At 36.3% G+C, this 22,442-nt stretch carries 20 protein-coding genes and 1 tRNA gene; 20 read left to right on the top strand and 1 reads right to left on the bottom strand.

Annotation, left to right across the window (positions count from 1 at the left end):
- The first annotated feature begins 115 nt into the window (after positions 1-115).
- From NBX03_RS10080 to NBX03_RS10070, 3 genes are all read left to right on the top strand, one after another.
- Complete coding sequence (locus NBX03_RS10080; RefSeq protein ID WP_250227650.1) at positions 116-994, top strand: DegV family protein; 879 nt, start codon at positions 116-118, stop codon at positions 992-994.
- 91 nt (positions 995-1,085) lie between these two features.
- On the top strand, positions 1,086-1,418 hold the full coding sequence (locus NBX03_RS10075) for a YlbF family regulator (protein WP_250227649.1): 333 nt from the start codon (positions 1,086-1,088) through the stop codon (positions 1,416-1,418).
- Positions 1,419-2,105: 687 nt separating this feature from the next.
- Entirely contained in the window at positions 2,106-3,467 is a 1,362-nt protein-coding gene (locus NBX03_RS10070; protein ID WP_250227648.1) for an MATE family efflux transporter, read from the top strand.
- 116 nt (positions 3,468-3,583) lie between these two features.
- Here NBX03_RS10070 and NBX03_RS10065 read toward each other — a convergent pair whose 3' ends face one another.
- Entirely contained in the window at positions 3,584-3,838 is a 255-nt protein-coding gene (locus NBX03_RS10065; protein ID WP_250227647.1) for a hypothetical protein, read from the bottom strand.
- Positions 3,839-4,194: 356 nt separating this feature from the next.
- On the opposite strand from NBX03_RS10065, the gene pcrA reads away from it, so the two are divergent.
- From pcrA to NBX03_RS09980, 17 genes are all read left to right on the top strand, one after another.
- On the top strand, positions 4,195-6,411 hold the full coding sequence (gene pcrA / locus NBX03_RS10060; protein WP_250227646.1) for a DNA helicase PcrA: 2,217 nt from the start codon (positions 4,195-4,197) through the stop codon (positions 6,409-6,411).
- A 481-nt stretch (positions 6,412-6,892) separates the two neighbouring features.
- Positions 6,893-7,486 carry a rubrerythrin gene (gene rbr, locus NBX03_RS10055; protein ID WP_250227645.1) on the top strand — a complete coding sequence of 198 codons (594 nt, stop codon included), beginning with the start codon at positions 6,893-6,895 and terminating at the stop codon, positions 7,484-7,486.
- Positions 7,487-7,856: 370 nt separating this feature from the next.
- Positions 7,857-8,258 (top strand): Asp23/Gls24 family envelope stress response protein, encoded by a 402-nt coding sequence (locus tag NBX03_RS10050; protein WP_250227644.1) that lies wholly within the window; start codon positions 7,857-7,859, stop codon positions 8,256-8,258.
- 418 nt (positions 8,259-8,676) lie between these two features.
- Positions 8,677-9,087, top strand: a complete 411-nt coding sequence (gene nusB, locus NBX03_RS10045; protein WP_250227643.1) for a transcription antitermination factor NusB — start codon at positions 8,677-8,679, stop codon at positions 9,085-9,087.
- Between the two features lie 2 nt (positions 9,088-9,089).
- Positions 9,090-10,301, top strand: coding sequence for an exodeoxyribonuclease VII large subunit (gene xseA, locus NBX03_RS10040; protein WP_250227642.1), 1,212 nt, complete (start codon positions 9,090-9,092; stop codon positions 10,299-10,301).
- Between the two features lie 172 nt (positions 10,302-10,473).
- On the top strand, positions 10,474-10,719 hold the full coding sequence (gene xseB, locus NBX03_RS10035; RefSeq protein ID WP_250227641.1) for an exodeoxyribonuclease VII small subunit: 246 nt from the start codon (positions 10,474-10,476) through the stop codon (positions 10,717-10,719).
- The gene (locus tag NBX03_RS10030; protein ID WP_250227640.1) at positions 10,712-11,572 is read left to right on the top strand and encodes a polyprenyl synthetase family protein; all 861 of its coding nucleotides are present in this window, start codon (positions 10,712-10,714) and stop codon (positions 11,570-11,572) included. The genes xseB and NBX03_RS10030 overlap by 8 nt, the downstream gene beginning before the upstream one ends.
- A 64-nt stretch (positions 11,573-11,636) precedes the next feature.
- On the top strand, positions 11,637-12,086 hold the full coding sequence (locus NBX03_RS10025; RefSeq protein ID WP_250227639.1) for a divergent PAP2 family protein: 450 nt from the start codon (positions 11,637-11,639) through the stop codon (positions 12,084-12,086).
- 605 nt (positions 12,087-12,691) lie between these two features.
- Positions 12,692-14,572, top strand: coding sequence for a 1-deoxy-D-xylulose-5-phosphate synthase (gene dxs, locus NBX03_RS10020; protein WP_250227638.1), 1,881 nt, complete (start codon positions 12,692-12,694; stop codon positions 14,570-14,572).
- Complete coding sequence (locus NBX03_RS10015; RefSeq protein WP_250227637.1) at positions 14,565-15,362, top strand: TlyA family RNA methyltransferase; 798 nt, start codon at positions 14,565-14,567, stop codon at positions 15,360-15,362. Before dxs ends, NBX03_RS10015 begins: the two co-directional genes overlap by 8 nt.
- Positions 15,363-15,365: 3 nt before the next feature.
- Complete coding sequence (locus NBX03_RS10010) at positions 15,366-16,211, top strand: NAD(+)/NADH kinase (protein WP_250227636.1); 846 nt, start codon at positions 15,366-15,368, stop codon at positions 16,209-16,211.
- 182 nt (positions 16,212-16,393) lie between these two features.
- On the top strand, positions 16,394-16,846 hold the full coding sequence (argR, locus tag NBX03_RS10005; protein WP_250227635.1) for an arginine repressor: 453 nt from the start codon (positions 16,394-16,396) through the stop codon (positions 16,844-16,846).
- Positions 16,847-16,887: 41 nt separating this feature from the next.
- A complete protein-coding gene (gene recN / locus NBX03_RS10000; protein WP_250227634.1) occupies positions 16,888-18,576 on the top strand; it encodes a DNA repair protein RecN in 1,689 nt (562 codons plus the stop codon).
- Between the two features lie 636 nt (positions 18,577-19,212).
- Entirely contained in the window at positions 19,213-20,496 is a 1,284-nt protein-coding gene (gene spoIVB / locus NBX03_RS09995) for a SpoIVB peptidase (protein ID WP_250227633.1), read from the top strand.
- A gap of 242 nt (positions 20,497-20,738) precedes the next feature.
- Complete coding sequence (gene spo0A, locus NBX03_RS09990) at positions 20,739-21,527, top strand: sporulation transcription factor Spo0A (RefSeq protein WP_250227632.1); 789 nt, start codon at positions 20,739-20,741, stop codon at positions 21,525-21,527.
- Between the two features lie 110 nt (positions 21,528-21,637).
- Complete coding sequence (locus tag NBX03_RS09985; RefSeq protein WP_250227631.1) at positions 21,638-21,976, top strand: hypothetical protein; 339 nt, start codon at positions 21,638-21,640, stop codon at positions 21,974-21,976.
- Between the two features lie 282 nt (positions 21,977-22,258).
- A tRNA-Glu gene (locus tag NBX03_RS09980) sits at positions 22,259-22,330 on the top strand.
- The last annotated feature ends 112 nt before the right edge of the window (positions 22,331-22,442 follow it).

The following is a 22,442-nucleotide window of genomic DNA, read 5'->3' as shown; positions in this document are numbered from 1 at the left end:
TAACCATAGAGAACTGAAAAATCTCGGTTGGCTTAAAAGCCGAAGGGAGTGATTCCTGCGGCTTTTATTATGAAAAGGTATAGGACTGCATCACTAAAAAATTAAGGAGGCTTGTATGTCAAATTACAAAATAATAAGTGACAGCTCGTGCGATTTGACTAAGGATTTATTAGAAAAATATGATATAGATATAATACCCTATTACATAACCTTTAACGGAGTGGATTATTTTAAAGAGGGAGTTAATATAAGCTATGAGGAATTATACAGGAAAATGCGAAACGAAAAGGCATATCCAAAGACCTCTCTTCCCCCGGTTCAGGATTATATAGATAAATTCAGGCCTTATGTTGAAAAGGGCGTAGATGTAATATGCGTATGCCTTACCTCTAAGTTCAGCGGTGCCTATCAATGCGCCATTACTTCCGCAGGCATATTAAAAGAAGAATTTCCCGATTCAAAGATTTATGTGATTGATTCTGAAAGCGCTACCATTTTTCAAGGCTGCGTACTTCTTGAAATAGCTAAAATGAATGAAAAAGGCTACCCTATAGAAAAAATTATAGAAATTTCCGATGCTATTAAAAAGGATACCGCCGCAATATTCAGCGTAGATACCTTAGAGTATCTGCAAAAGGGCGGAAGAATAGGCAAGGTGGCGGCTTTTGCCGGAAGCCTTTTTAATATAAAGCCCATTATATTCCTTGAAAACGGGGAACTTCTGCCAAGCAATAAGGTAATGGGCAGGAAAAAAGCAATAAATGAAATCATGGAGATATTTGAACAGAGGGTTAAAGGGAAAGAGCATTTATATAATTTCACTGTAGCCTGTTCGGATGCCGTTGAAGAAGCGGAAAATATGAAGGCTGTTCTTGAAGAGAAGGGATATTCTTTCCATTTGCCTGTTTCAAGTATAGGCGCTACCATAACCGTCCATGCAGGCCCGGGAACCATTGCCGCAGGCTATTCAAGAAAATACGAGTCCTTTGAATAAGACTTTTTACAGGGTACATTTTTCACTGCTTTTATCACAAAGAACGTATAGCGGAATAAGATAATATATAAAGTGATAAAAGAGGTGGGCTATGAGCTTAGTGGGAGCAAAAAGCATGCTTATAAAAGAGCTTTTAGAAACGAAGGAATATATCAACCTGAAAAAAACAAAGGAAAGGCTTGATAAAAATACTGAGTACAAAACAAGAACGATAGAATTTGAAAAGAAAACCGATATCTTCAGGCTGAAAAGAAACAACAATGAAGATACGAAAGAACTTTTTGACGAAATCGAAGAAGAATATATAAATCTAACCTCCATAAAGGAAATAAATGATTATTTTCAAGCTGTAAGAGCTATGAATAATCTCGTTTCAGGCATTTTTGATGATATACATTTAACCATAAATGTGAATCTTCTTTAATATGAATGGAAAGGCTCTCTTTAATAGAGAGCCTTTGTTATGAATACAAAAAGGTACGAATTTATAGAATGGAATATGGTAAGTTTCTTATAAAGAAGCAACAAAAACCGATTCATTAAAGATTCACCGTTACCAAACAAAAATAAGTTTGATAACGATAAGAAATCGCTCACTTAAAAGAGATTTGCAGGCTTACGTCCGTGTTCTTTTCCAAGTTCGTTTCGTAGAAAAGCACGGATTTCCTTTGGAAACATAGTGAAATTGCCTTTATACCGTAACAGATATAAGCCTTTCAATATATAAAATCAGATAAAGGCAGTTTCACAAAGGCGCTTTCTTATATTTCTTCTAAAACACATTTTGAATCCTCGCGAATATATGGTTTTGTTGCTCTTTCTTTTAAACTTACTATACCATGCTACAAAAGTTCATTGCGAATTTAAAATATATTGCCTTGGATTGCCGATTCAATCCAAATAAACTGTAATTATTTTAAAACAAAGTATATCTATCGAAATAGCAGATGATTTTAATCTATATTATCCGTTTAACAAATATATATTTTCATGTTATATTAGATTTATAGTAAATTTAAAGTTAAATAGTAGCAAAGCCGTATATTCACAAAGGCTTTTGCTGCTTCTCCATGATAAATTTACTATAATTATTAATATAACGGAGGAGAATATGAGAGAAAAAAACATAGATTTGACTTCTGGTGTTATCTGGAGGAAACTTTTGATTTTTTGCCTGCCTTTGCTTTTATCAAGCCTGTTTCAGCAGCTATATACTACGGTAGATGCAATTATAGTAGGGCAGTTTGTAGGCAAAAACGGTCTTGCGGCTGTTGATTCCGTATATAATTTTTTAAAGCTTCCTGTAAATTTCTTTTTGGGCTTATCCACAGGGGCAACGATTATAATATCCCAGCATTTTGGGGCAAAAAATAAAAAAGAGCTTTCGGAAGCCGTACATACTGCAATTGCTTTTTCTTTTACGGGAGGACTTCTTTTATCTGTACTTGGTATAGTATTGGCCCCATACTTTCTTTATAAGCTTGAAATTCCGGAGGATATTTATCCTATTACATTGGATTATGTCAGAATATATTTTGGCGGTCTTGCGGTTTCTATGCTATATAATATAGGGGCCGGAATTGTAAGAGCCATGGGGGATTCAAAAACGCCCTTTTATTACCTTCTTATATCAAGTACGGTTAATATATTGACGGATTTGCTTTTTGTAGGCGTTTTCAGATGGGGCGTTTCAGGGGCGGCATTGTCTACGATACTTGCGCAAGCCGTAAGTGCTGTTCTTATTATACGATTTTTAATGAATACCGATATGGATTGCAGGCTTCATATGAAATCAATAAAGTTTTATCCTAAAATGCTCAAAGCTATTTTTAAAGTGGGGATTCCCATAGGCCTTCAGGCTTCCTTATATCCCATAGCAAATATGATGATTCAGGCAAATATAAACAGCATGGGAACGGATAATATAGCTGCATGGGCCCTTTGCGGAAAGCTTGATTTTCTCATATGGATTATTGTGGATTCCCTTGCCTCGGCAATATCTACCTTCGTAGCTCAGAATTTCGGAGCAGGCAAGTACGACCGTATTTTTAAGGGGGTACGGGTAGGGCTTATTATGACATTAGCTATCGTATTTATAATAAGCGCTAATTTGTTTTTCTTTTCAGAGCCTATCGGAAAATTATTTATAAACCCCGCAGACTATGACATTATACCTATTACCGGAAAGCTGATGCGCTTCCTTTCTCCGTTATATTTTCTTTATGTATTTGGTGATGTGCTTTCAGGGGCCATCAGAGGGACAGGGGAGACTGTTAAACCCATGCTGCTGACTCTCATTGGTACGTGTATGTGCCGTATATTATGGATTTTAATCGTTGTTCCAAAAAACAGAAATATGATGACTATTATTGGAAGCTATCCTGTGTCATGGTTCGTAACAGCCTTATTTTTCATTGGATTTTACTGTGTATTCAAGAAAAAGATGATGCAGGTTTCATACAGCGAGATTTGATAAATCTGTTTATTCTTTTTAAGACGCATAGGATTCATAAAAAATAAAAACAAAAAGACATATTTTCTTTAAAAAAGAAAATATGTCTTTTATAAATTATCAATAAAATCAGCAGTTTATTTAATTTCGTTTTCAATATCAGGCTTTACCTGAAGGCTTTCTATAAGAATGTTATAGCAATCCTGGCATAAATCAAAAGAGTGAACCTGATTATCAAACCTGGAGCCGTAGCTCCATCTTTTTTCCACGGTTAAATAATCGTCAAAATAGCCGTATTTATTCATTTTTATTTCACGCCCGCAGGCATTACAATAAACCTTATCAATCTTTTTTTCAAGTTTTTGTATCATTTCTTGATTAAATCTTTTCAATGTAATCCCCCCGAAGAAAAATATGATAGTCAGTTAAAAGAATAAGCCTTATTATTTCTTCATGCTCTATTATATTATAGACAAGTGAGGTTGTACACAGGTAATTATAGAGAGGAATGGATTGAATTGCTAAAAGGCAGGATATATCTTTATAACATGTAGTAAATTTGCTTTTCTTCCGCAGTAAGGAACAGGCTCCAAGAAGGCATAAAGTCAAGGAAAAGCAAATTTATAATCCTACTATTTCACTTTTATTCGAGTATAACTTGGCTTTACAACGAAAATCATAGGTGTTAATATATTGAATAGCTTAAGTAATATTTTATTTATATAGATATAAGAAGGAGAGCTTTTATATGAACTTACTCGATAAGCTTAATCCGGTACAAAGGACTGCTGCGATGCATACGGAGGGACCCCTACTGATTCTTGCAGGTGCAGGAAGCGGAAAAACAAGGGTTTTAACTCACAGAATAGCATATATGATAGAAAAGGGCATAAGCCCTTATAATATTCTCGCTATAACGTTTACCAATAAGGCTGCAAAAGAGATGAAGGAAAGAGTAAATGCCCTTGTGGGAAACGACGCCGTATGGGTAAGCACGTTTCATTCAACCTGCGTTAGAATATTAAGAAGAGAAATCCATCATATAAATTATGACAACAGCTTTACGATATATGACGCTGACGACTCTTTAAAACTGATTAAAGATTGCATTAAGGAAGCCAATATAAATGAAAAGCAGTTTCCGCCTAAATCTGTTCAGGCAGTTATAGGTGGAGAAAAGGATAAGCTTGTTACGGCGGAGGAATTTGAAAGAAAGTCCCAGTCAGATTACAGGCTAAGCCAAATATCAAAGGTTTACAGTCTCTATCAGAAAAGGCTCAAGTCAAATAATGCCCTTGATTTTGACGATATTATATTTCTTACGGTGAAATTATTTACAGCTAGGCCGGACATATTGGAAAAATATCAAAACAGGTTCCAATACATAATGGTTGACGAGTATCAGGACACGAACTTTGCTCAATACAGCCTTATAAAGCTTCTATCGTCTAAAAGTCATAATCTCTGCGTTGTAGGGGATGACGACCAGAGTATTTACGGCTGGAGAGGGGCGGATATTTCTAATATTCTCGATTTTGAGAAAGATTTTAAAAACGCCACGGTTATAAAGCTTGAACAGAACTACCGCTCTACTCAAAATATACTTACGGCAGCCAATGCTGTAATCAATAATAATATAAGCCGTAAAAATAAAGTGCTTTGGACGGAAAACGAAGAAGGCAGGAATATTAATTTCTATAAGGCTTCCAATGATTTGGAAGAAGCTCAGTTTATATGCGAAAAAATAGAAGAGCACAAAAACACCGGCGGAAGCTATAATGATATGGCCGTTTTATACAGGCAGAACTCCCTTTCAAGATCTGTGGAGGACATGCTTGTAAAAAGCAATATACCCTATAAAATATACGGAGGGGTAAGGTTCTATGACCGTAAAGAGGTAAAGGACGTGCTTGCTTATTTAAAGGCGATATATAATCCCTTTGACGATGTGGCTTTTAAAAGAATCATAAATACCCCCAAAAGAGGTATAGGCGACACCACTGCAAATAAAATATCTGAATATGCCATCCAAAATGAAATGTCCTTTTTTGATGCGATGAAGAACCCCGAATGTCTTTTAGAGCTTGGAACCAGGGCCAAAAGAATAGAGGAATTCATAAACCTGATGGAAGAGCTTAAAAGCTTCGCCTATGTGAATATGGTTTCCGAGGTCATAGAATATGTTATGGAAAAAACAGGATATATAAAAGAGCTTGAAACAGAAGGGACAGACGAAGCCCGTTCAAGAATAGAAAACATTGAAGAGCTTATGAATAAAGCAGGAGAGTTTGAAGAAAGTTCCGAAGACAAAACCCTTTCAGCTTTCTTGGAAGAGGTTTCTCTTGTTGCCGATATAGACGGTTTCGATGATTCTTCTGAAAATGTTTCCCTAATGACATTGCATTCCTCTAAAGGCCTTGAATTTCCTATTGTTTTTATTGCAGGGTTTGAAGAAAACATATTTCCCAGCTACCGTTCCATGTTTTCAGGAGATTTAAGCGACCTTGAGGAAGAAAGAAGGCTTTGCTACGTTGGTATCACAAGGGCTGAAAACAGTCTTTATTTAACAAGTGCCTCCCAAAGAATGCAGCACGGACAAATCGTATGCAATCTGCCTTCAAGATTTTTAAAGGAAATCCCTATTAATATCATAGATAGAAACATGCAGGAGAGTAAATCTAAATTTGAAGCATCAGGTAACATTGGAAAAACAGCTCCCATTAACGCAAAAGAAAATATGAAATCCAGCTTCGGCGGTAAAAATTACAGAGAGAACCCCATTCCTGCCCCTAAAAATATTACTCTTGATTTTGAAATAGGTGATAAAGTGAAACAGATGAAATACGGGGTAGGCACTGTAAAGGATATACGCCCTGCCGGAGCCGATTATGAGGTCTCTATAGAGTTTCCGGGGGTTGGAGTTAAAAAATTCATGGCCCATTTTTCTAATCTTAAAAAGGCTTGATACGATTGATAACACAATGGCGTTAACTCCAGGTTTGTTGACCATAGATTCTGTATATGGTATACTGTATTAAAATCAAGTTATAACTTGATTTTATTTATGGAAAGATGGGTTTTATATTCATGTTTTTATAAAAGAAATGCATGATAAAAAGCCTAAATTATGCTATAATATGGATAAAACTAAGCTTTGCTTAGCTTTATCCACGAATACATTTCACTTCGTGAAATGTATGAGCAGAGCCTACGCTTATGAAATAGCAAGGGCTTTTAAAAGCCTTTGCCGATGCATATATAGTAAAACAAATTAGTTTTACAGTAACAAAAGCATATATCTTGTTTTGCTTTAAAATGCATCCGGGCATTTAGGTAGACAAATTTAGAAGAACAAAACCCTATAGGGTTAATTTGCTTATTTTTAAATTTGTTTACTGCACACGACAATGCTCGAAGATACAATTCTAATCAAGGGGGTAGATAAGATGAAGAGTTTAAAAGGAACAAAAACAGCAGAAAATTTACTTAAGGCATTTGCAGGAGAATCCCAGGCAAGGAACCGTTATACATTCTTCGCTTCCGTTGCCGATAAAGAGGGTTACAAGCAGATCAGAAACATATTTATCGAAACTGCTGACAATGAAAAGGAGCATGCAAAGAGATTTTACAAGCTTCTTGTAGAAGGCTTTAAAGATGAGCTTCCAGCTAACATAACAATAAATGCCGATTATCCGGTAGAATTTGGAGATACTGCTGCAAACTTAAAGGCGGCCGCTGATGGGGAGAACGACGAGTGGTCACATCTTTATCCCGAATTTGCAAAAGTAGCGAAAGAAGAAGGCTTTAACGAAGTTGCAGTTGCTTTTTCAAAGATTGCCGATGCAGAGACAAATCATGAAAAGAGATTTTTAAAGCTTCTCGCCAATATTGAAAACGGCACCGTATTTAAAAAAGACGGAAAGGTTTTCTGGAAATGCGGAAACTGCGGATATATTCATGAAGGCGACGCAGCTCCTGAAATTTGTCCTGCATGTATCCATCCGAAGGCACATTTTGAGCTTTATGTAGAAACCTTCTAAAGTAAATAGTTTATAAAAATTAAAAAGGCCGGAAGGCCTTTTTGATTTTTCAAAGGATATAAAAAGATGCAGCATAAAGCCAAAAAGATTGCAAAATAAGCCAGATATGGTATAATAGGGGTGTTGCAAAATAAATTTTGCAGCACCCTCCGATGCATTTTACGCAGTAAAATGCATGAGTAAAAATTAGATTTATGATACAATTGGGTATAAGCATCTATAAATTGCTTTGGTTTACGAATACATCCAAACATTAAACCCGTATATATAAAGCAAGTATTTTTCTTAAACATTACAAAAAAGCATATACTATTATTTATTTGGCACATACTATGAATAAAAACGATGATTATGATATAGGGAGGTTTTTATGGCTGAGATAAGAACGGAAGAACATAACGACTGCATAGGGCAAATTCAGATAGCAGACGATGTTTTAGCGACAATAGCAGGTACGGCGGCTATGGAAGTTGCAGGTGTTGCCGCAATGGCAGGCAATATCACGGATATTGCGGAGCTCCTTGGAAAAAAGAATTTATCCAAAGGGGTTAAAGTAGAGGTTGAAGGCAACGAAGTAAAATTCGAACTTAATCTTTATATAAGAGCCGGATATAAAATACATGAGGTATGCACTCAGGTTCAGGAAAGGGTTAAGAATGCAATAGAGACTATGACGGGCCTTGAGGTTCCGGAAATCAATATAAGCGTTACAGGCTTGGTTGCAGAGAAGGATAAGATTGTAAGCAAGAAGGATACGAAAGTTACAGAGTAGATTGTTATGATAAACCCTTAAAGCTACCTTTAAGGGTTTGTTAAATTTAATTTTAAAATCCAAACATTAGGGCGTGTCTGAAAACTCCAAACTCTAGGATGTTTTGCCATAAAAGTGCGACTTCATTGTCGTAAATCCTCAAGATATGCCGTACAGGTTTACTTTGAGTAAACCTGTACGCTCAACATTTTTGCATAAAGCAAAAATGTAAATGCCCGCTATCTTTGGGGTTTTCTCCTCGAATTCACACTTCCTTACAAACAATACTTTTTCAGCTTACAAGCTGAAAAATGTATTTCTGCTGTAAAATGATAAATAAACTTTAGTTTATTTATTATTCTTGCCGGTTTCTAGGTTTTCAGACACTGCCTAGCCGGTTTCTAATTTAAAAGCATACGCTACGAAGAAAGGGATTTTTATGAGCAGAAGAACCGCCAGAAAGCACGCATTCAGTCTGGTATACCAGCTTGAATTTTATACCGATATAGAGCCTGATAAGATTTTAAACGAATATGGCAAGGACCACGAGCTTACAGACGGGGATAGAGCGTTTATTTATCAGGAAATCAGCGGTGTTATTCAGAATATAAATAAAATTGATATATATATAACCGAAAACCTTAAGGGCTGGAAAATGGACAGGCTTAATACTGTCGACATAGCGATACTGCGCCTTGCCATATACGAGATCCTTTTTGCCGAGGATATTCCCTATTCCGTATCCGTCAATGAGGCGGTGGAGCTTGCTAAAATATATTCGTCGGAAGAGGCACCGTCCTTTATAAACGGGGTATTGGGAAGTGTAGTAAAAAGCGTGGGAGAAGTTTAAAATTGGAAAAGAGTTTTTTCAGCGTATCTCAGATTAATTCCTATATAAAATCTATTCTTGAAGAAGACGTTATTTTATCCGAACTTTTTATAGAAGGTGAAATATCGAATTTTAAGAGGCATTCATCAGGTCATTTATATTTCAGCCTGAAAGATGAAAATGCCTCTATTAACTGCGTCATGTTTAAATCCAGTGCTTCAAGGATAAATTTTGAAATGAGAAACGGCTTGAAAGTAATGGTTTTCGGAAGAATTTCTCTCTATGAAAAAACAGGCGCTTATCAGCTTTACGCAGAGATTATTCAAGATTACGGAAAGGGAGAGCTTCATATCAGATTTGAAGCTTTAAAAAATAAGCTTTACAGCGAAGGCTTATTTGACGAAAAATATAAAAAGCCCATTCCTCCTGCGCCTAAAACCGTAGCATTAATAACCTCGCCTACATCTGCCGCCGTAAGAGATATGATTCGAATGGGAAGAAGTATAAATCCCGGTATAGAGCTTGTCATAATTCCTTCACTTGTTCAGGGAGCAGAAGCCCCCTATAGCTTAGTAAATGCATTGGATATTGCAAACAGATGGAAAAAGGCGGATATTATAATTATAGGCCGGGGCGGAGGTTCTATAGAAGATTTATGGGCATTTAATGAAGAAATTGTCGCAAGGGCCATATTTAATTCAAAAATACCTGTTATTTCAGCCGTAGGCCATGAAACGGATTATACAATTTCGGATTTTGTTTCGGATCTGCGCGCACCTACGCCTTCTGCCGCCATAAGCATGAGCTTTCCAGACAGAATGAGTTATATCAATACCCTTAATTATTTATATAAAAAAATGGACAGGGCTATAATAAGAAAAATAAGCCATATTGAACAGGAAATAAAAGCCCTTAATTTTAAGGACTATTACTATAGATTGATTAATAAAAATAATAAAGATTATGACAGATTAAAAGGCTATAACAGACGAATGTCACAAAAAATGCTCTCAAATATAAAAAATTCGGAAGAAAAATTATCCCATTATGCTTCCCTTATGGAAAAGCTGTCCCCCCTGCGACTTATGAGCAGAGGATATGCCATAGCCTTTAAGAATGATATTCCTGTAAATTCCGTAGAAAGGCTTAATCCGGGGGATACCATAAAGCTTATGTTTTCAGACGGGTATGCAAAGGCATTCATTGAGTCGTGTTTGAAAAATGAAGAAAGATAAAAACAAAAGTTTTTTTCAAACACTGAATTATAGTGAATTTAAAAATGAAACAGTAAAAAAATCATATGTTTGAATGGTTTAAATATAGGGTTTATCTATTTAAGCCGTTTATGAAAATAGATTTTTATTACTTCCTTGGGTGGAATTTACTTTATTTTAAAGGGTGATTATAATGGCCAGAAAAAAACTTAATTTTGAAGACGCTTTTTCAAGGCTTGAAGAAATAGCCGATTTATTGGATAATGATATTTCCATAGACGAATCTTTAAAGCTTTACAAGGAAGGCATTGAAATCAGCGTATTTCTTGATAAAGAGCTTAAAACAGTAAAAAAAGAGGTGCTTGTACTCAAGGAACAAGCTGACGGCCTTTTTAAAGAAACTCCCTTTGATACAGAAGGAGAAGAAGATTATGAATGAGTATATTGAAATTATAAATAACAGACTCTATACCTATCTTGATATAAAATACCCAGACATAATTTCAGAGGCCATGAGATATTCCGTATTTGCAGGGGGAAAGAGAGTAAGACCTGCTTTAGCCCTTTTAAGCACCAAGGCTTTAGGAAGCGATTTTAATAAGACAATTCCCTTTGCCTGCGCTTTAGAGATGATTCATGCCTATTCTCTTATTCATGATGACCTTCCTGCCATGGATAACGATGATTACCGCAGAGGAAAACTTACAAATCATAAGGTTTACGGAGAGGCCGTAGCCATTTTGGCGGGAGATGCTCTTTTAAACACAGCTTATGAAATTATGACTGATTATGCTTTGGAAAGCGTTGATATTAATTCTTTAAAGGCCATGAGTAAAATTGCCAAGGCTTCCGGTATAGACGGAATGATCGGCGGACAGGTTGTAGATATTTTGTCCGACGGAAAAATAATTGAAAAAGAAATATTAACTTATATTCATGAAAATAAAACGGCAGCCCTTATTAAAGCTGCTATGGCTTCCGGTGCCATTATGGCAGGAGCCGACGATGAAATTGTAAGGCAGTTCGAGCTATCGGGATATTATTTAGGCATGGCCTTTCAAATAAAAGACGATATTCTTGACGTAGAGGGAAATGCTTCTGAACTTGGCAAAAGTATAGGCTCCGATGCTAAAAATCATAAAAATACTTATGTATCCCTTTACGGTATGGAAAGAGCAAAAAAAGACTATGAGGAATTTTCTTCTGAAAGCGTTCAAATTCTCTTAAGATTAAGCTTATATAATAATGATATAATAAATTATGCCGAATCTCTTTTAAACAGAAAAAGTTGATGCCTGATAGAAAGAATTTAAAGTATTTGCCGTATTTTATTCATAGCGGCCGGGAGGTTTTTTGTTGAAGTATATAAATCAGATTATAAATAACAGCATCTTTTGGACAGCTTCATTTTCATGGGCCATTGCTCAGCTTATTAAAATTATGATTGAGTTTAAAAAAGAACGCAGATTAAGCCTTGCCCTTATGATAAGCTCCGGAGGAATGCCAAGCTCCCATTCGTCTTTTGTTTCGGCAATGTCTACTTCCGTCGGCCTTCTTGAAGGCTTTGACTCTACGGCCTTTGCCATATGCGCCGTTATAAGCATGGTTGTTATGTATGACGCCGCAGGGGTAAGAAGAGCCGCAGGAAAACAGGCGGAAATCATAAATAAACTTGTGGCAAATATCGAAAATACAGGCATCGTTCTCGATAAAAAGCTTAAAGAGCTTCTCGGCCATAGTCCCGTTGAGGTTGCGGCAGGCGCCGTTCTCGGCATCGTTGTATCCGTAGCGGCCTATAATATGTAATAATCAAGCGAAGCTTGATTATTACATGAATACATTTCACGAAGGGAAATGTATGAATGGGTCAAGGGCAAAAGAGCCCTATATTAAAATCAAGCGAAGCTTGATTATTACATGAATACATTTCACGAAGGGAAATGTATGAATGGGTCAAGGGCAAAAGAGCCCTATATTAAAATCAAGCGAAGCTTGATTATTACATGAATACATTTCACGAAGGGAAATGTATGAATGGGTCAAGGGGTAAAGAACAATATATCAAAATCAAGCGGAGCTTGATTATTACATGAATACATTTCACGAAGGGGAATGTATGAATGGGTCAAGGGGTAAAGAACAATATATCAAAATCAAGGGAAGCTTGATTATTACATGAATACATTTCACGAAGGGAAATGTATGAATGGGTCAAGGGCAAAAGAGCCCTACATCAAAATCAAGGGAAGCTTGATTATTACATTCATACATTTCACGAAGGGAAATGTATGAATGCGAGAAAGGCTAAAGAGTCCTATAATAAAGTTAAACGGCGTTTGCTTTTATTGAATGAAGAGTGCGCACGTTCAAGCCTTATGTTTATGAGATAATACGATTGGAAAGTGGTGCATATGCGCTATATTGATAGAATAAATTCCCCTGAGGATTTAAAGGAAATAGATAAACAGGATTTACCCCAGCTTTGTAAAGAAATAAGAAGCTTTCTGGTGAAATCTGTTTCAAAAACCGGAGGCCATCTTGCTTCAAACCTTGGGGTTGTGGAGCTTACGGTGGCTTTGCATTATTGCCTTAATTCTCCCGAAGATAAAATATTATGGGACGTGGGCCATCAAGCTTATGTTCATAAAATTCTTACAGGAAGAAAAGATAAATTCGATACCTTAAGACAGCTTAACGGACTTTCGGGTTTTCCTAAGAAAAACGAAAGCCCTCATGATTTTTTTGATATAGGCCACAGCTCCACCAGCATATCCTCTGCTTTGGGCATGGCTTTAAGCAGGGATTTATCCGGCGAAAAATATAAAATAGCTGCCATTATAGGCGATGGCTCCATGACGGGGGGCTTAAGCTTTGAAGCTATTAATAATGCCGGCAGAGGCGGCACGGATTTAATGGTTATTTTAAATGACAACCAAATGTCCATATCTAAAAATGTAGGGGCAATGAGCCGCCATCTAAACGACATCAGAACAAGCCCTCAATATATCGGTGTAAAAAATGATATAAGAAAGATATTAAACAGCATTCCCATCGTAGGCGAAAGCTTGGGAAGATTTGCTGAAAAAACGAAAAACAGCGTGAGATATGCCCTTGTTCCGGGAATTTTATTTGAGGAAATGGGCTTTAAATATATCGGCCCCATAGACGGCCATAATGTAGAAGAGCTTATTAATGTCATCAACAGGGCTAAAAAAATGAAAGGCCCTGTATTTCTTCATGTTTATACAAAAAAGGGCAAAGGCTATAAAATGAGTGAAAAGGACCCTTGCGTATTCCATGGAATAGATAAATTTGATATTAAAACCGGCAAGGTTTTAAAAACCAAAGTATATGATACCTATTCCGACGTTTTGGGAAAAACACTATGCAAGCTTGCAAGAAGCGATGAAAAAATAGTTGCCGTAACGGCTGCTATGCCGGAGGGAACAGGCCTTACTCCATTTCAAGAGGAATTTCCCAAAAGATTTTTCGATGTGGGTATTGCCGAGGCGCATGCCGTAACCTTTTCCGCTGCCATGGCAGAAAACGGTTTTAAGCCTGTCTTTGCTGTGTATTCAACTTTTCTCCAGAGAAGCTATGACCAGCTTCTTCATGATGTCTGCCTTATGAACAGTAATGTCGTTTTTGCAATCGACAGAGCCGGTGTCGTAGGCGCCGACGGAGAAACCCATCAAGGGCTTTTTGATATATCCTTTCTAAGCTCCATGCCCAATATGGTAATTATGGCTCCGAAGAATAAAGCAGAATTTAGAAAAATGATTAAATTTGCCATAGACCATAAGGGGCCTGTCTCCGTAAGATACCCCAAAGGCTCTGCTTCCATGCTCCTTCATGACACTATTTCTGAAATAAGGCTTGGAAAATCCGAAGTGATTTTTGAAGGGAAGGAAATTGCCCTGATTGCTCTTGGTTCTATGATGGAGGAAGCTTTTAAAGTCTACGGAATGCTTAAGGAAAAGGGCCACAGCCCGCTTCTTATAAATGCAAGATTTGCAAAACCAATAGATAAAGAAATGACAGAGCTTTTAAAGAGCTTTCAGCATGTGTTTACATTTGAAGAAAACGTAGTTTCGGGAGGCTTTGGAAGCAATTTATTAAGGCAGGCAAATGATATGGGAATCAATGTTTCTAACTATCATATATTTGCTTTTCCCGATGAATTCATACCTCAAGGCACAAGAGAAGAGCTTTTCCATATTTACGGCTTAAGCACTGAAAAAATGATGGAAACCATACTTAGTAAAATAGAGGACGGAAACAAAAATGCCTGAAAAAATAAGGCTTGATCTGTTAATTTCAAAGCAGGAAGGCGTAAGCAGAAATATTGCCGTAGATATGATAAAAGAAGGCAGAGTTCGGCTGCAGGATAAGGTGCTTTTATCTCCCGGTTCTAAATTTTTTGATGATAGCATTTTTTCTGTTGAAAAGCCTGAATATATATATGTAGGAAGGGGCGGATATAAGCTTGAAAAAGCTTTAAAGCATTTTTCCATAAACCTTCAGGATAAAATCTGTATTGACATTGGGGCTTCCACAGGCGGTTTTACCGATTGTATGCTTCGATTCAGCGCTTTAAAAGTATATGCCGTAGACACAGGCACAGACCAGCTTGCCGAAAGCCTTAGAAATGATAAAAGAGTGATATCCATGGAAAAAACGGATATAAGAGACGTAAATATTGATGATGATATTTCCTTTGCATCAGTTGATGTTTCATTTATCTCTCTTGGTAAAATATTAAAAAATATTTCAACTCTTTTAAATGAAAAGGGCGAGGCTGTATGCCTTATAAAACCTCAATTTGAAGCTGGGCCGGCAAACGTAGGAAAAGACGGCGTTGTCAAAAATAGAAAAATTCATTTAAAAATACTGGAAAATATGTATAATATTATTATAGGATTTAATTTTACAGTAAAAGACATTATACCTTCTCCCATAAAGGGCGGAGACGGAAATATAGAATATCTCATATATATCAGCAAATCCCACGGTGACGGTTTGAACCCAAGCCGTTATAAGCATATATGCACTGAAATAAACGAAGAATTGTTTAGGGGCTAGGGAATGAAAAATGTAGGGATAATTACAAACCATACGAAAGATAGGGAGCTTGAATATACGAAAGAAGTCATTGACTGGCTTAAATCAAAGGGACATTACCCCATTATAGAAACAGGCTCTGCCGAAGGAGCTTTTAATGGGGAAATTTTTATGGGTATCAATGAAATGTGTATCAACTGCAGCTTCATTATTGTTTTAGGCGGCGACGGTACAATTCTTGAAGCCGCAAGGCGCGCCGCATTTTGCGACATCCCTCTTTTAGGCATAAATTTAGGCAATCTTGGGTATTTGACAGACGTTGACAAATCGGAAGGCATAAAAGCAATTGAAAAAGTTTTGAAGGGAGATTATAAAACTGAAAAGAGAATGATGATTCAGGCTGAAATCCTCGGAAAAGGCAGTAATGAAAGCCATATTGCCCTGAATGACATATGCATATTGCGCGGAAATCTATCGAAAATGATAAGCCTTAAGGTAGGTGTAAATGATGAATATATTGACACCTACAGAGCCGACGGAATCATAATTTCAACGCCTACAGGCTCTACAGCCTATAATTTATCGGCAGGAGGGCCGATATTGAAGCCTGATATAGAGCTTATAGCCATAACGCCTATATGCCCGCATAAAATGTATTCACGGCCTTCTGTTATATCGGCAAATGATGAGGTTTATATTACCATAGGGGATAACCCTGATGAAGTTGTCCTAAGCCTTGACGGGCAGGAGCATTATAAGCTTTCAAGCGGTGATATTATTAAAATAAGCCGGTCTCAATTTTACACGACGATTATAAAGACCAATGATTTAGGCTTTTATGATATACTTAGAAAAAAATTCTACCATTAATATAAGATTTATTAAGCGATACCAATACTTATGGAACTTGAAAGCTATCTTTTTGTTTCTTAAGTTTCATAAGTTTTTCTTCAGCTTATAGTAAATAAATTTAGTCTTTTTTAAAATTTATTTGCTATATTATATTATTTTAATAAGGGCAATGAATTCTGCCCGGGAATGGGAGAGTATATATGAAATCCAAAAGGCATTCGGCTATTATAGATATTATTAAAAATAATGATATTGAAACTCAGGAGGAGCTTGCAGACAGGCTTAAAGCCATGGGCTTTGACGTTACCCAGGCAACCGTATCAAGAGATATAAGGCAGCTTAAGCTTACAAAGATTCAATATGATAATAATAAGCAGAAATATGCTGCCATTTCCGGCCCTGAGCATGTTATTACCGAAAGGCAGATCAGGGTCTTTAAAGAAGGCGTTGCCAGTATGCAGGTTGCCGGAAATATACTGGTGATAAAAACCCTCGTCGGTATGGCCATGGCTGTTGCAGCTGCTCTTGATGCTATGGATAATAAAGAAATTATAGGTACCATAGCCGGCGATGACACCATATTCAGTGTTTTTAAAAATGTGGAAGAGGCCGAAGCGGTTCTTGAAAGACTTCATAAATTTACCGGAGTATAGTTTTTACAGATTTGATTCAGCTTGTAAAGAAGGTGAGTTTTTTGATTGAGCATCTGCATATAAGAAATGTAGCCCTTATTAAAGAAGCGGATATAGATTTTTTTCAGGGCCTGAATATTCTTTCAGGGGAAACAGGCGCCGGAAAGTCTATGATTATAGATTCCATTAATTTTTTAATAGGACAGAAGGCCGATAAGGATTTTATATCAAACGGAGAAGAAGAGGCTCTTGTAGAGGGTCTTTTTGTCCTTGAGAATGATGATGTTTCGGAATACATAAAAGATATGGGAATCGATGTTGAGGATAATTATCTTCTTATATCAAGAACAATAAAAACGAACTCCCGGGGCTCTATAAAAGTAAACGGCAGAAGTGCTACAGTTTCCATGCTGAAGGATATTTCACAGTTTCTTTTGGACATTCATGGGCAGCATCAGCACCAGTCCCTTTTAAACTCTTCTAAGCATATTGAGCTTCTTGATAAATTCTGCGGGAAAGAGCTTGAAGAAAATAAAGAGAGCCTGAATTTAAGTATAAAAAACTATAGACAAATAAATCAAAAGATAAAAGAAATTACAAAAGACAGTTCAAGCCTTGGTAAAAGGCTGGATTTTATTAAATTTCAAATTGAAGAAATTGAATTAGCCAATCTCAAAGAAAATGAGGAAGAAGAGCTTTTAGCAAAAAGGCGTATCTTAGTAAACAGCGAAAGGCTGACAGAGAACATAGGAAACTCTATTGAGCTTTTATACGGAAATGAGGGCGGAAGCGCAGTAGATAATATTTCATCTGCCATAAGCCTTATAAATTCTGTTTCTCAAGACGATGAAAATCTTGAAAGGCTCCTGCCTCAGCTTGAATCGATTCTTTCTCTGCTTGACGATAGTGTAAGAGATATAAGAAAGTATTATGAAAATATAGAAACAGATCCGGAAGCTTTAAAAAACATCGAAGAAAGGCTGGAACTTATTTACAGCCTTAAGAGGAAATACGGAAATTCCGTCGAAAGCATACTCGATTATTATTCTAAAATAAAAGAAGAATACGATTTCCTTATAAACAGTGAAGAGCTATTGCAAAAATTCAATTTAGAAAAGAAAGAGCTTTATAAAAAAATAATTAAAACCTGCCGCCAAATGACGGAAATTAGAAAAAAAGAAGCCCTTATTCTTCAAAAAGAAATAGAAGACGTTCTTAGAGAATTGGGAATGAAGGCTGCAAAGTTTGAAATAGAAGTTTCTCAAAAGCAGGAGTTTGGAACGGCAGGAAACGATAATGTAGAATTTCTCATATCACCAAACCCCGGAGAACCGCTGAAAAGCCTTTCGAAAATAGCCTCCGGCGGAGAAATGTCAAGAGTTATGCTTGCTCTTAAAACGGTTTTATCAAAGGCCGACAATATAGATACTTTTATATTTGATGAAATTGATTCGGGTGTAAGCGGCCGGACCGCTCAGAAGGTTGCGGAAAAGCTTGCCATTATATCAAGAAAAAAACAGATACTCTGTGTAAGTCATTTACCGCAGATTGCTTCCATGGCGGATAATCATTATTTAATTGTAAAAAGCAGCAAGGAAGATAAAACGGAAACTTCCGTTAAGCTTTTGGATTACTCATCGTCGGTTGATGAAATAGCGAGACTTTTAGGGGGCGCGGAAATAACCGAGGCTGCAGTCGCTAATGCTAAGGATTTAAAGAACGGCGCCATTGAATTTAAGAATCATATTTAAAGGAGTTATTGCAAAATTCATTTTGCAATAACTCCTTTTCTCTTAAAGTCTTTTGACTTAAAATGAGAAACAGTATGAATATAGTAAATTTAAAGTTAAATAGCAGCAAAACCGTATATTCAAGGAGGCTCAAAATGTACCGTTTCCGAAGGGAATCCGTGTTTTTAGGCCTGTCGGGAATATGCTTTTGCTACTTCTTCATAATAAATTTACTATAAATAGCTATTCCGTCACTTTTCTAAAGCAAATCTTGAAACCCACTATTTTTCTCGGGAAAGTAAAATCACCCAATTTGCGATGCCAAAAGCCAAATTTCCTATACTTTAAATTCTTCTTAATAAGAGGTATTTTTAAAAATAAAAGTTAGTAAAAAAACTTTTTTGTGAGAAAATAAGAGTATATGAATTTAAAAAATTTCGAAAAAAATGGAAATTTCTTTCCATTTCAATTTTAATCCAAAACATAAAATAATTAATAGTTTTTAATAATTAAAGAATCATTGGCTTCATGATTTGTGGAAAATCTTATAACCTTAAATCGAGTATATATGACATGAAAAAGGTTAACTTATATTAAGCGGCAGATTATTTCTTAATTCTTTGAAATACCGCAAATGCTTAAGTGGGAAGTGGAGGAATGAGCCAAAGAAATAAAAATGACAACAATAATCAGTTTATGATTATTCTATTGTCTTTATTTTTTGCATTTTTTATATATTTTGTTACGGTAAATGCATTATTTCCTGATAAGCCTTCGATTTTCAATAATGAGTATCTGCATTTAGATATAAAAAATCCTTTCAGGAATATGCTTTCATCTGATAATATAGATGTTTCTTATGTTTATAATGAACCTTTAAAAAAAGAAAAATTTGCTGCCTTTAATTACAGCAGTATCCTGGATTTAAAAGATATTTCTTCAAAAAAGGAGAATGAATCTCCCACCGAAGAGGAATACAAGGAAGAAAACAACAGTGCCGAAGTTCATGAAGTAATTCCGATGGGTATAACCATAGGCGTGAGAATAAGCACAGATGGTATCATGGTCCTTGGTACAGGATATGTAAACGGCAAAGACGGAGTTGCCCATAAGCCAAGCGAAGGGATTTTGCAGGCCGGAGATTTAATATTAAGTGTAAACGGCAAAGAACTCCATACAAAAGAAGAATTGGTTAATGAAATAGAATCAGAAATGGAAGAAATTTATCTCAAAATAAAAAGAGAAGAAGAGATTATTGAACTAAATGTTAGACCAATTGAGGCAGTAGAAGACGGAAAGCAGAAAATTGGTGTTTGGGTGAGGGATTCAACACAGGGCATAGGAACAATAACCTACCTTGATCCAAATACCGGAAAATTTGCAGCTTTAGGCCATGGAATATTAGATGTTGATACAAGAAAGCTTATGACCGTAAGATACGGCGATGTAATGAAAACGGAGATTAAATCAGTAAAAAAAGGAAAAAAAGGCCTGCCGGGGGAGCTTATAGGGGATATAAAAACCGATGAAGTTATAGGGCAGGTAAGGCTTAACAATGAATACGGCCTATATGGAAAATTAGACAATCCAAATTCATGGAGCTCTTTAGGAAGTCCTGTTAAAATAGGACTGCAAAATGAAGTGGAAGAAGGTCCAGCCGTAATAATATCCAATGTAGACGGAATAACGGCAAAAGAATATGATATCTATATTGAATCCATTAATAAAAACTCTCAGGACGATTCTAAAGGAATGGTCATTAGAATTACTGATGAGGAACTTTTAGAAAAAACCAATGGAATTGTTCAAGGAATGAGCGGAAGCCCCATCATTCAAAATAATAAGCTTGTAGGCGCCGTAACTCATGTTTTTGTTCAAGACCCTTCCAAGGGATATGGAATATTCATAGAAAAAATGCTTCAACAGGAAAAAGGCATGTAGTAGATAGTCACTTGGCTATATACGCATGGCAGAGACAGCATAAATAAAGTAAAAGTAAATTAACAAGGGACTTTTTTAAAGCGACCCTCTTATAAAAAGCGGCATACTTAAAGAAATCTTTAAGAGGCCGCTTTTTATAAAAAATCCAAAAAAGTTTAAAACCCATTGGATATTGGTAACTATGGTTTCCAAAATGTTGCTTAAATATAAAATCTGTGTATAATATTATATGAGGGGATATTATGAATTATAAAGGTAAAATCAGAGTCGCTATTATAGAAGATAATATAGAGCTTGCTGATCTAATTAAGGCCTACCTTATAAAAAGCGGTAAATATGAAATCGTAGGCATTGAGCATGACGGTGAAAGCGGGCTGAGACTGATTTATGAAAAGGATATAGACGTAGTTATGCTTGATATGGTTCTTCCTGTAATTGACGGCATAACAATATTAGAACGGCTCAAGGGCTTTAAAGGTTCAAAAAGGCCTTCCTTTATAATGTTTACAGCCGTAAGCGCCGAGGCCCTGACCCAAAGGGCTTTAAAACTTGGGGCCGATTATTTCATATTAAAACCTTTTGATTTGGAACTGATGGAAAGAAGAATCCAGCAGGTTTATTATTCAAGAGAAAGACAAAATGAAACCGATGCACTTCCTTTAAGCGATGTTAAAAAGCATATAAATTATGAAAGCCCCTGCCAATATGTTTCAAGCGTCCTTAAGGCCACGGGAATGGCCCCGAATTTAAAGGGATATACATATTTAAAGACAGCCATCATTACTGCTATAGAGAATAATGAAGAAATATTTAGCATTACAAAAACAGTCTATCCTATGCTTGCGGAAAGATATTCAACCACTTCCTCATGTGTAGAAAGAGCCATAAGGCATGCCATAAAAAAGGGCTGGGAAGACGAAAAGGGAAGGAAAGCGGCTGAACAGCTGGGATTTTCCATGTATGAGGGGAAAAGGCCTTCAAACAGTGTTTTTATAAGAAGCGTTGCGGAAATGTATCATAATATAAATTAAGAAATTAATTCCTTAAAAAGTAACACAAATTCTATGCTTGTCATAATATACACTAGTATCATTTATAAAATGAAAAGTAGTGATACAAAACTTTTTAAGGAGTGAAATATATGGATGGTTTTGTTAACTGTTTAGTAGATTCTATGTGTCGTTACGTTGGTCAGACAGTTACTGTTTTTACTAATAGCGGTGGCTTATCAGGAAGCGGATTTACTGGTGTTTTAGTAAGCTGCGACTGCAACTGCATCCGTCTTCTCTGCGACGTAGGAGCTGCTCCTGCATGTCCTATAGGCTCAAGCTGCGCAGGATTCGGCAACTTCGGAAATTCAGGCCTTGGCTTCGGTTTTCCTGCATACGGCAATACTTCCTGCTGTGGCATTAACCCCCTTGGAAGCATAGCTATTATACCTACTTGCGCAATTGTTTGCTTCACACATAACGCAATTTAACTAACGGCCGGCCCTCTTCTTTGAGAGAGGGCCTTTTTAATATAAAAAGATATGGTTTTAAAGAGTATTGGTATGGAGTCCCCCAAAAAGCTATATTTTATTTGGGTTTTTATAGCCTAAGCAGTAAATTATAGTAAATACACTTAAAGCTGAAAGACAGCTTTTTACTTTAAGAAGCATATGTGATTAAGATAAAAAATAATAGGGACATTTGTAAAAAAACTATTGATTTGCGCTTAAAAAAGTAGTATCGTAAATATGTTGTCAAATTTTAAATATTCCGGCCCGTTGGTCAAGCGGTTAAGACACGGCCCTCTCACGGCTGAAACAGGGGTTCGATTCCCCTACGGGTCATTAAAAAGACATAACTTTCCGCCAAGGAGGAGTTATGTCTTTTTACATAACAAATATATAATTAATTTTATATTTTTACATAAATAGGAGTTTGCAGGAAACAAATTAAGAA

The organism is Anaeropeptidivorans aminofermentans (assembly GCF_940670685.1).
GTDB lineage: Bacteria > Bacillota > Clostridia > Lachnospirales > UBA5962 > Anaeropeptidivorans > Anaeropeptidivorans aminofermentans.
The sequence above is the reverse complement of the archived record's forward strand: the minus strand, read 5'-3'. Positions and strand labels throughout refer to the sequence as shown.